The sequence below is a fragment of the Streptacidiphilus monticola genome (genome assembly GCF_042658505.1).
Classification (GTDB): domain Bacteria; phylum Actinomycetota; class Actinomycetes; order Streptomycetales; family Streptomycetaceae; genus Streptacidiphilus; species Streptacidiphilus monticola.
This window is the reverse complement of record NZ_JBHSQJ010000234.1, coordinates 1-2260: the sequence shown is the minus strand read 5'-3', so window position 1 is coordinate 2260 and position 2260 is coordinate 1. Positions and strand designations below refer to the sequence as shown.

General features: G+C 77.6%; 1 protein-coding gene. It reads left to right on the top strand.

Annotated elements, in window-relative coordinates; translation table 11 throughout:
• On the top strand, positions 1–2260 hold a 2260-nt coding region (locus tag ACFP3V_RS31555), incomplete at both ends, for a LysM peptidoglycan-binding domain-containing protein (protein ID WP_380591189.1).

Sequence of the window (2260 nt, the reverse complement as noted above, 5' to 3'; positions counted from 1 at the left end):
GGGTGATGGGTGCGGCCGCGGCAGCGACCGCGGCGGAGTCGGGCGCGGTCGCCGGACATTCCCTCCCGGTCTACACGGTGCGGGACACGAAGCCCGCCGAGAGTCTGTGGAGCATCGCCGAAAGGGAGTTGGGCTCGGGGACCCGGTGGCGCGAGATCGCTCGCCTGAACGCGGGCCGGGTGATGGACGCCGAAGGCCGCGTCTTCGACGCGGACCGCCCCATTCACCCCGGCTGGAAGCTGCTCCTGCCGCATGACGCGGCGGGCGCGGGGGGCGCGGCGGGCGGGGCCACGAGCGGTCCGACGACCCGGAGGCCTGCCCTGCCGCGCGGCGGGAAGCACGTCACCGTCGAGCCCGGGGACACGCTGTCGGCCATCGCCGAGCGGGAGTTGGGGGCTGCCGACCTGTGGCCCGAGCTCTACGCCGCGAACGAGGGGGTTCCCGGCCCGCACGGCACCCGTCTCACCGATCCCGACGTGATCCAGCCCGGCATGGTGCTCACCATCCCCGGGACCCGACCGAAGGGCGGCTCGGGCGGCCACGGGTCCGGCTCCGGCCACGGCGCGCACCCCGGCCAGGGCGCGGGTTCCGGCTCCGGTTCGGCTCCCGGCCCCGGTCAGGGCTCCGGCGCCGGTCACGGCTCCACGGGCTCGGGTGCGGGCTCCGGCCCGGGGGCCGGGTCGGGAGCCGGGTCGGGCAGTTCGTCCAGTGGGGCGTCCGCGCCTGCACCGACGCCGACGCCGACATCGACACCGAAGTCGACGCCCACGCCGTCCACGACGGCAGGCGGCGGCTCCGCCTTCGGGCCGACAGGCGGTGACAGTGGCGCGACGCCGAGCGGGAGCGCTTCCGCGTCGGACCCCGGCACGTCCTCCGGCACGGGCACGGGCGCCCCCTCCGCCGCAGCGGCCGTCCCGGAGGCAGGTGGCCGCACCGGCTTCACCGCCTCCAGCGCGGAGCAGCTGGCGGGGCTCGGCAGCGCGGTCCTGCTCGCCGTCCTCGGGGGCGCGCTCGCGCGCCGCCGCGCCCGCCGACGGGCGGCAGGCCGTCCGCTGACACGTCGTCACGCCCTGCCCGCGCGACCGCAGTCGGACGCGGCGGCTCACTCCGGTCAGCCGCCGGTCCCCTCCTCTGCGCCTCAGTTCGTGCTGCCCGAACCGGAGCTCCAGCCCGAGCAGAGCGCGGAGAACGGGCTGGACCTCCTCGACCGGGCTCTGCGCAGCATGGCCCGCAACGTCATCAGGGACGGCCTGCGGCTGCCCCCGCTGACGCTGGCACGGATCACCGCCACCGGCACGGTCGAGCTCTACCTCGCGACCCCGGCCCCGCCCATCCCGCCGTTCCGCGCCGCGCACGCCTCGACGGTGTGGTGGTGCACGGAGGAGGAGTTCGGGCTGCTGGGCGCCGAAGCCGTCCGCGGCATCGTCGCCCCCTACCCGGCGCTGGTCAGCGTCGGCACCAGCGACGACGGCGCCACGGTGCTGCTCGACCTGGAGGCCGTGCGGCTGCTCCACGTCTCCGGCCCGCCGGAGGACGTGCGGGCCGTCCTGCGCACGCTGGCGCTGGAGTTGACGCTGACCCCGCTGGCGGACCGGGTCGGGGTGCACGTCGTGGGCGTGGCGGAGGACCTGGCGGTGCTCGCGGAGGACCGGCTGACGGTGCATCCGGACCTGGAGCACGCCCTGGTGGCCCTGCGCGAGCGCGACCGCGACGTGCGGGCGGAGCTCCTCGCGGTCGGGGCGGCGACTCCGCGCGACGCGCGGGCGCGGGGAGTCGGCGGTGACATCTGGGCCCCGGACGTCGTGCTGTGTGCGGAGTACCCGTCCGGCGACCTCCCCTCCGCGCTCGGCCGCCTGCTCGACGCCCGCCCACGTGGCAGCGTCGCCGTGGTGACGGCGGCACCCCCACCGGGGGCGGGCCCGGTCGCGCGCTGGACCCTGCCCTCCCGAGGCGTCGGCGCCTTGCCGGGCCTGGACCTGACGGTCCGTCTGCAGGCCCTGGACGACGGCGGATACGCCGCCTGGCTGGACGCCCTCGCCACGGAGGCGGGCACGGAGCTGGCCCAGGTGGAGCATCTGGAACCGGTCGCCCCGCCCTGGCCCGCACCGGCCGGGGAGCCCGCAGCCCCTGGCCCGTGGCCGGACGTCCCCGCCCCGAGGTCGAGCGAGCGCGCCGGCTCAGCCTCCGGATCGGGGGCGAGCGCCCGTGGCCCGTGGCTCGTGGACAGCGGCGCTCCGGGCATCCGCGCGGAGGCAGGCAG